Here is a 9,235-nt window from a genome sequence, read left to right as displayed (position 1 = left end):
TGACCGCCGAGCGCTTCCTGGATGACCCGTTCGGTCAGCGCCCAGGCGGGCGGCTGTACCGCACAGGCGACCTGGCGCGGCACCTGCCGGACGGCAACCTCGAATACCTGGGCCGTAACGACGATCAGGTGAAGTTGCGTGGGCTGCGTATCGAACTGGGTGAAATCCAAGCGGCCATGACGGCTGTCGCGGGCATCAAGGAGGCCGTGGTCATCGCCCGCGACCAGCGCCTGATTGCCTATTACACCGGAGCCGAACAAAAGGTGGATGCGCTTCGCACGGCCTTGCTGCACCAATTGCCGGACTTCATGGTACCGGCGCTGTTCAGGCACCTTCAGGCTTTGCCGCTAAGCCCCAACGGCAAGCTCGACCGCAAGGCGTTGCCTGCCCCTGACGTGACCCAGGAGCGCGTCTTCGAAGCCCCACTGGGCGAGACCGAAACCTTGCTGGCGGCGCTCTGGGCCGAACTGCTGGGTGTGGACCGTGTGGGCCGACAGGACAACTTCTTCGAGCTGGGCGGCCATTCGCTGCTGGCGGTCACCCTGACGGCGCGCCTGCGTGAGCGGGGGCTGCAAGCAGACATCCGGGTGTTGTTCGGCCAGCCGACGCTGCAAGCGCTGGCTGCCGCGCTGGGTCGTCAGCGCAGCGTCGTCGTGCCGGCCAACGTGATCACGCCTGACTGCACCCGTATCACGCCTGACCTGTTGCCACTGGCGGATCTTTCGCAAGCGGCCATCGACACGTTGGTGACGCAGATTCCCGGCGGCGTGGAGAACATTCAGGACATCTACGGCCTGGCGCCCTTGCAGCAGGGCATCCTCTATCACCACTTGGCCTGCGAAGACCGCGACCCCTACGTGCTGCAGGCGCGCTTCAGCTTCCCCGACCAGGCGCAGCTGGACGCGTTCGCCGCTGCCCTGGACGTGGTCATCGCTCGCCATGACATCCTGCGCACCAGCATCCATTGGCACGCGCTCGAAGAACCTGTGCAGGTGGTGTGGCGAAACACGCCTGCGCTCGCCAGCCAACTTGCCACGCCTGGCGAGGGGCTCACGCTCACCCAGGCGCCGCTGGTGCGCCTGGTGCAAGCGCCCTCTGGGCAAGCGGTGCAGGCAACGCTGCTCATCCACCACATCATCCTCGACCATGCGGCGGTCGAGCAGCTGGTGGCGGAAATCACCACTGTGCTGCAAGGCCAGCCGGTGCTGCACGCCAGCACGCCGTACCGCAACTATGTGGCCCAGGCACGCCTTGGCGCCGATCCTCAGGCTGACGAGACGCTGTTCCGTGAGTTGTTGGGCGATATCGACGAGCCGACTGTCGTGTTCGGCTTGCATGACGCCGATACCGGTACCGGCGAGGTGTTCGAGACCCGCCAGTGGATCGAAGGCGGGGTGGTCTTGCAGCTGCGCGAACAAGCGCGTCGACTGGGCGTGAGCGTGGCCAGCCTGGTGCACCAAGGGTGGGCGCAGGTACTGGCGCAGCTCAGCGGCCGCGAGGAGGTGGTGTTCGGCACTGTCCTGCTGGGCCGCCTGCAGGGCGGCGCAGGCGCCGAACGCGCCTTGGGCATGTTCATCAATACCTTGCCGCTGCGCGTCAGCGCGGGCGCGGCGAATGTCGCCGATGGCGTGCGCCTGACCCACCAGCGGCTGGCCAGCCTGCTGGCCCACGAACAGGCAGCCTTGGCCTTGGCCCAGCGTTGCAGCGCCGTGCCGGCTTCACAAGCACTGTTCACCAGCCTGCTTAACTTCCGCCACAGCGCACCGGCCCAGCAGGGCTTGAGCCAGGCCTGGAACGGCATCGAGCAGGTGGCGGCGGTGGAGCGCAGCAACTACCCGTTGGTGGTCAACGTAGACGATGTGGGCGATGCCATGGCACTTACCGTGCAGGCCGTGGCCCAGGTCGATGGCCAGCAGGTCTGCAGGCTGCTGGGCCATGCGCTGAGCCAACTGGCGCAGGCCCTTAAGCAGGCGCCCGGTACGCCGTTGTGGCAGGTTTCGCAGTTACCGGCGGGTGAATGCGAACGGGTGCTCGACAGCTTCAACGCGACCGTGCGCGACTATCCACGCGATCAACCGCTGCACGCCTTGTTCAGCGCACAGGCCCAGCGTGCGCCTGGTGCCTGCGCCGTGATGCATCGCGAGCAGCAATGGACGTATGCCCAGCTGGAGGGGCATGCCAACCGTCTAGCCCACCACCTGCTGGACCTGGGCGTGACGCCGGGGGGCAGCGTGGCACTGCTGTTGCCACGCAGCTTTGACCTGTTGGCGGCGCAGCTGGCCGTCAGCGCCTGCGGCGCCGTCTACGTGCCGCTGGACAGCTATGCGCCAGTAGAGCGCCAGGCCTACATGATGCAAGACAGTGGGGCCACCGTGCTGCTGACGTTGAGCCACGAGCCCGCGCTGCCGTGTGCCGTACGTATCGACCTGGACCGCTGTGATCTCGCCGGTCAGCCGGCGCAGGCGCCGCGCCTCGAGGTTTCAGCCCAGAGCGCGGCCTACGTGATGTATACCTCCGGCTCCACCGGGGCGGCAAAGGGTGTGCAGGTGCCCCATAGGGCCATTGCCCGTTTGGTCATCAACAACGGTTTTGCGACGTTCACCGCCCAGGACCGTGTCGCCTTCGCCTCGAACCCGGCGTTCGACGCCAGCACCCTGGAAGTGTGGGCGCCGCTGCTCAATGGCGGTGCGGTGGTGGTCATCGATCAGGACCAGGTGCTGGCGCACGACAGGTTGCGCGATGCATTGCTGACCCAGCAGGTGAGTGTGTTGTGGCTCACCGCCGGCCTGTTCCATCAGTTTGCCGAAGCCTTGCTGCCGGCCTTCGCACGCCTGCGCTACCTGATGGTCGGGGGTGACGTGCTGGACCCGCACGTCGTGGCCCGGGTGCTGCGAGACGGTGCACCGGCGCACATGCTCAACGGCTACGGGCCGACCGAAGCCACTACCTTTACCACCACCTTTGAGATGACCCGTGTGGAGGCGGGCAGCCTGCCCATAGGCCGGCCGATCGGCAACACCCGTTGCTACGTGCTGGACACTCACCAGCAGCTTTTGCCCGTGGGGGCCGTCGGCGAGCTGTACATCGGCGGGGACGGTGTAGCCTTGGGTTACCTGGGCCAGCCCGCGCTGACGGCCGAGCGCTTCATCGCCGATCCGTTCAGCGGTCGGCCGCAGGATCGGCTGTACCGCAGCGGCGATCTGGTGGCCTGGCAAGCAGACGGCACCCTGCGCTACCTGGGGCGTGCCGACCAGCAGGTCAAGCTGCGTGGTTTCCGCATCGAGTTGGGTGAAATCGAGGCGCGCCTGGCCACGTGCGAAGGCGTGCGGGAAGCTGTTGTGCTGCTGCGCGAGGACCAGCCCGGCGACAAACGGTTGGTGGCCTACTTTACGGCCCACGCTACCGCGCCGCTGATCGCCGACCTGCACGCCAGTTTGCAGACGCAGTTGCCCGACTACATGCTGCCGGCCGCTTACGTCCAGCTTGAGGCATTGCCGCTCACCGCCAATGGCAAGCGTGATCGGCGTGGCTTGCCAGCGCCTGGCCTCGACGCGGTCGTGACCCGTGGCTTCGAGGCCCCGCAGGGGGAGATCGAGGTGGCCTTGGCAAGTCTCTGGGCCGAGGTGCTCAAGGTCGAGCGCGTGGGTCGGCATGATCACTTCTTCGAACTGGGCGGGCACTCGCTGCTGGCCGTGACCTTGGTTGAAAGCATGCGCAAAGCCGGCCTGGGCGCCGACGTGCGTGTGCTGTTCGCCCAGCCTACCCTGGCAGCCCTGGCCGCCGCCGTGGGCCAGGACCGCGACCTGCATGTGCCTGATAACCGCGTGCCAGCGCACGCCGAGCGCATCACGCCGCAGATGCTCAGCCTGATCACGCTCGATCAGGACAGCATCGACCACATCGTGGCCAGCGTGCCTGGCGGGGCCGCCAACGTGCAGGAAATCTACCCCCTGGCCCCGCTGCAGCAAGGCATTCTGTTCCATCACCTGAGTGCCGAGCAGGGTGACCCGTACCTGCTGCAATCGCGCCTGGCCTTCGACAGCCTGGCGCATCTGCAACGCTGGGCAGCGGCGCTGCAACAGGTGATCGACCGCCACGACATTCTGCGTACGGCCGTGCTCAGTGAAGGCCTGGCGCAACCGGTGCAGGTGGTATGGCGCAAAGCGCAGATGACGGTCAGCGCCGTCGACGGGCTGGACGAGACTGACGTGCTGCAAGCCTTGCAGGCGCGTTTCGATGCCCGCCAGCAGCGCCTGGACCTGGCGCAGGCGCCGATGATGCGCCTGGTGTACGCGCCCGATCCGCGCAACCTGCGCGTGGTGGCCATTTTGCAGTTCCACCACCTGGCCCTGGACCACACCGCCATGGAGGTCATCGCCAGCGAGATGCAGGCACTGATGACCGGGCAGGGTGACACGCTGACGGCGCCGGCACCGTATCGAAACTACGTGGCCCAAGCCCTGCTCGGGGCCGACGAGGCGGGGCACGAGGCGTTCTTCCGCCAGATGCTGGGCGATGTGGACGAACCCACCTTGCCGCTGGGCCTTGCCGACGTGCAAGGCGAAGGACACGCCATCGAGGAGGCGCGCCTGGGCGTCGATGCCCGCGTGGCCCGGGGGTTGCGTGAGCAGGCCCGTCACCTGGGCGTGAGCGTCGCCAGCCTGGCGCACTTGGCCTGGGCGCGGGTGCTGGGCGCACTGGCCAACCGCAGTGACGTGGTCTTTGGCACCGTGTTGATGGGCCGCCTGCATGGCGGCGAAGGGGCCGACCGGGCGCTGGGTGTGTTCATCAATACCTTGCCGCTGCGCATCGACCTGTCCGTGCCGCTGGTCGAGGCCGTGCGCACTGCTCACCAGCACCTGAGCGCGCTGCTGATGCACGAGCACGCGTCCCTGGCGCTGGCCCAGCGCTGCAGTGGGGTGGCCGGCTCGCTGCCGCTGTTCAGTGCCTTGTTCAACTACCGCCACAGCAGCGCCGCCGACGGCAGCCATAGCGCGGCCATGCAGGGCGTGCGTCTGCTCGGGGGCGAAGAGCGCAGCAACTATCCGCTGACCTTGAGCGTCGATGATCTGGGCGAGGGCTTTAGCCTGAGTGTGCTGGCCCAGGCGGGGATCGACGCTGGGCAAGTTGCCAGTGTCATGAATCAGGTACTGGCCGCTCTGGTGGTCACGCTTGAGCAGGTGCGTCAGCCAGGCGCAGACACCGGGGCGGGCCTGCCAGTGGCCATGCTGCCGGTGCTTGACGCTCAAGCGCAGGCGCAGCTGTTGCAGGGCTTCAACGCCACTCACAAAGCCTTCCCTCAAGGGCAAACCGTGCATGGGCTGGTCGAAGCCCAGGCGGCCCGCGCGCCGCAAACCGCTGCGCTGGTGCAGGACGGATGCGTGCTGAGCTATGGCGAACTCAACCGCAGCGCCAACCGCCTGGCGCATTACCTGATTGAGCAGGGCGTAGGCCTGGGTGATCGCGTCGCTTTGTGCTTGGCGCGCAACCCGCAGCGGCTCATTGGCCTGCTGGCCGTGCTCAAGTGCGGGGCGGCCTACGTGCCGATCGATCCAGCCTATCCCGATGAGCGTATCGCCTACCTGCTCGATGACAGCACCCCGAAAACGGTGCTGGTGGACCATGTCACCCAGGGCCGGATGGGCGCTGTGCATTGCACGGTCGTGGACCAGGACGACTGGCAGGGCGAAGCGCATTTCAACCCCTGCGTGAACGGGCTCGATGCGCACCAGCTGGCCTATGTGGTCTACACCTCCGGCTCCACCGGGCGACCGAAGGGGGTGATGGTCGAACATGCCACCCTGGCCAACCTGGTGCATTGGCACTGCGACGCCTTTGGCGTAGGCCCCGGCACCCACACCAGCACCGTTGCAGGCTTTGGCTTCGACGCCATGGCCTGGGAGGTCTGGCCGGCCCTGTGCGCCGGGGCCGTTTTGCACGTGCCGTCTGCGCACATCGGCGCCGAACACGTGGATGAGCTGATCGACTGGTGGCTGCAACAACCGCTGGCGGTGAGCTTCCTGCCTACCCCGGTGGCCGAGCAGGCGCTGCGCCGCGAGCATCAGCACCCGACTTTGCAGACCTTGCTGATCGGCGGTGACCGTCTGCGTCAGTTCGAGCGTGATCCGGGCTTCAAGGTGGTCAATAACTACGGGCCGACCGAAGCCACGGTGGTTGCCACCGCCGGGGCCCTGACCGCTGGCGCGCCGCTGCACATCGGCACGCCGATCGCCAATACCCGGGTCTACGTGCTCGATGCCCATCGCCAACTGGTGCCGCTGGGTGCGGTGGGCGAGTTGTACATTGGGGGCGCAGGGGTGGCACGCGGCTACTTCGAGCGCGAGACCTTGACCCACGAGCGCTTCCTGCCCGACCCATACAGCCCTCAAGGCAATGCTCGCATGTACCGCAGTGGTGACCTGGTGCGCTGGCGAGCGGACGGCACCCTGGAGTACCTGGGCCGCAACGACGACCAGGTCAAGGTGCGCGGCGTGCGTGTGGAACTGGGCGAAATCGAATGCACGCTGGCTGCCCAGCCAGGGGTTGGCGATGCCGTGGTGCTGGTACGTGATGACAGGCTGCTGGCCTGGTTCACCGAAACCGCGCCGGTCAACGTGGAGGCGCTGCGCCAGGCCATGTTGGCCAGCCTGCCCATGCACCTGGTGCCCCAGGCCTTTACACGCCTGGATGTGCTGCCCTTGACCAGCCACGGCAAGCTCGACCGCAGGGCGCTGCCCGAGCCTGCCGTGCTGCACCGGGCCGGCGAAGGCCATGAGCCACCACAAGGTCCTGTAGAAACCGCGCTGGCCCAGGCCTGGGCTGACTTGCTCGGGGTCGAGCAGGTGGGGCGTCACGACAACTTCTTCGAACTGGGCGGGCACTCGTTGCTGGCGGTCAACCTCACCGCGCGGCTGCGCCGCGAAGGCCTGCAGGTCGATGTCCGTACCTTGTTCGGCAAGCCGACCATCGCGGCGCTGGCCAGTACCCTGGGCCAGGCGCGCGGGGTCACGGTGCCGGCCAACCTGATCGCCCCTGGCTGCGAGCAGATCACCCCGGCGATGCTGCCGTTGATCGCGCTCGATGACGGCGCCATCGCGCGCATCGTCGCCCAGGTGCCAGGCGGCACCGGCAACGTGCAGGATATCTACCCGCTGGCGCCGTTGCAGGAAGGCATCCTCTACCACCATGTCAGTGCCGACGGCCACGACCCCTATGTGCTGCAGTCACGCTTCGTCTTCGAGACCCGTGGGCACCTGGACAACTTCGTGGCGGCCTTGAACAAGGTCATTGCCCGGCACGATGTGCTGCGCACAGCCATTTTCTGGCAAGGCCTGCCCCAACCTGTGCAGGTGGTGCTGCGCCACGCTTCGCTGGCCGTGCTACCGGCACAAGACGCCGCAGGCGGGCCTCCACCGGCATTCGACCTTGGCCAGGCACCGTTGATGCGCCTGGTCGTCGGCTCGACAGGCCATGACCAGCAAGTGCAGGCCACCTTGCAGTTCCATCACATCGTGATGGACCACACGGCCATGGAGGTGGTGGCACAGGAGCTGGTCGGCTACTTGCAGGGCGATGACGCGCCCGACCAGGCGCCGGTGCCTTACCGCAATTATGTGGCCCAGGCGCGCATGGGCATGAGCCAAGACGAGCACGAAGCATTCTTCCGGGCGCAGCTGGGCGCGGTCGAGGAACCTACCTTGCCCTTCGGCCTGAGTGATGTGCAGGGCAATGGCCAGGCGCTGGAGGACGCCACGCTGTGGCTTGACGAGACCCTGGCCGCTCGTTTGCGCAGCCAGGCACGCCGCCTGGGCATCAGCGCCGCCAGCCTGTTCCACCTGGGCTGGGCGCGCCTGTTGAGTGCAGCCACAGGGCAGGGCACGGTGGTGTTCGGTACTGTGCTGCTGGGCCGTCTGCAGGGCGGTGAGGGGGCTGAGCGGGCCTTGGGCATGTTCATCAATACCTTGCCGCTGCGCATCGACCTGGCGGGCATGCCCGTCGAGGCCGCTGCGCGGGCGGCCCACCGCCAGCTCAGCGAACTGCTGGCTCACGAGCATGCCTCGTTGGCCCTGGCCCAACGCTGCAGTGGCGTGGCCGCGCCGCAGCCGCTGTTCAGCGCCATGCTCAACTACCGGCACAGCACCCAGGCCAGCGCCGACCAGAAAGCGGCGAGCGCAGGCATCACCATCGGCCAAAGCCAGGAACGCAGCAACTACCCCCTGGGGTTGAACGTGGACGATGTGGGCCAGGCCTTCCGCCTGGTGGCCACGACCACGCCGGCGGTGGGTGCAGCGCGCATCTGCGGGCAGATGCAGCACGTGCTGCAGGCGCTGGTGACGGCGCTTGAGCAAGCCCCTGAACGCTGCGTGCAGCACTTGCCAGTGCTGCAGGCCGCAGAGCGCGAGCGGGTACTGGCAGCGTTCAACGCCACGGCCAGGGACTACGACCTGCACCACACGCTGCACGGGCTGATCGAAGCCCAGGTGCGACGTACACCGACGGCGGTGGCGGTCAGCGCCGAGGAAGGCGCGCTCACCTTCGAACAGCTCGACGCCCAGTCCAACCGCCTGGCGCATCACCTGATCGGGCTGGGTGTGAAGCCTGATGACCGGGTGGCGATTTGCGTCGAGCGCGGTTTGTCGATGGTGGTGGGGCTGCTCGGGATCCTGAAGGCGGGCGGCGCGTATGTGCCGGTCGATCCGGACTACCCGGCAGCGCGTGTGCGCCACATGCTCACCGACAGCGAACCCGTGGCCGTGCTGGTGCATGGCGCGACCCGGCATGTGCCGGAACACCCGGTCCTGATCGATCTGGATGTCCCCGTCTGGCAACATTGCCCGGCTATCGCTCCGTCGGTGACCGGACTGACACCTCGGCATCTGGCCTATGTGATCTACACCTCAGGCTCGACCGGCTTGCCCAAGGGCGTGATGAACGAGCACGCTGGGGTGGTCAACCGTCTGCTGTGGATGCAGGACGCCTACGCGCTGGGTGCCGACGACGTTGTGCTGCAGAAGACCCCGTTCAGCTTCGACGTTTCGGTCTGGGAGCTGCTGTGGCCATTGCAGACCGGTGCGAAACTGGTCATGGCCAGGCCCGGCGGGCACCGCGACCCGCAGTACCTGCAACACGCTATTGAGGCCGAAGGCGTCAGCACGCTGCACTTTGTGCCATCGATGCTGGACGTGTTCCTCTCGGCCATCGAATCAGGCTGGTCCGCGCCTTCGCTCAAGCGTGT

1 protein-coding gene is annotated in these 9,235 nt (G+C 67.1%); it reads left to right on the top strand.

The genetic code is table 11. The annotated features are described in order from the left end of the window. The coding region (locus CRP40_RS07595; RefSeq protein WP_102047707.1) for a non-ribosomal peptide synthetase at positions 1 to 9,235 on the top strand (9,235 nt) is incomplete at both ends.

The organism is Pseudomonas sp. URMO17WK12:I9 (assembly GCF_900230165.1).
Taxonomy (GTDB): Bacteria; Pseudomonadota; Gammaproteobacteria; order Pseudomonadales; family Pseudomonadaceae; genus Aquipseudomonas; species Aquipseudomonas fulva.
Note: the sequence above shows the minus strand (reverse complement) of the source record. Positions and strands in the feature narration are given on the sequence as shown.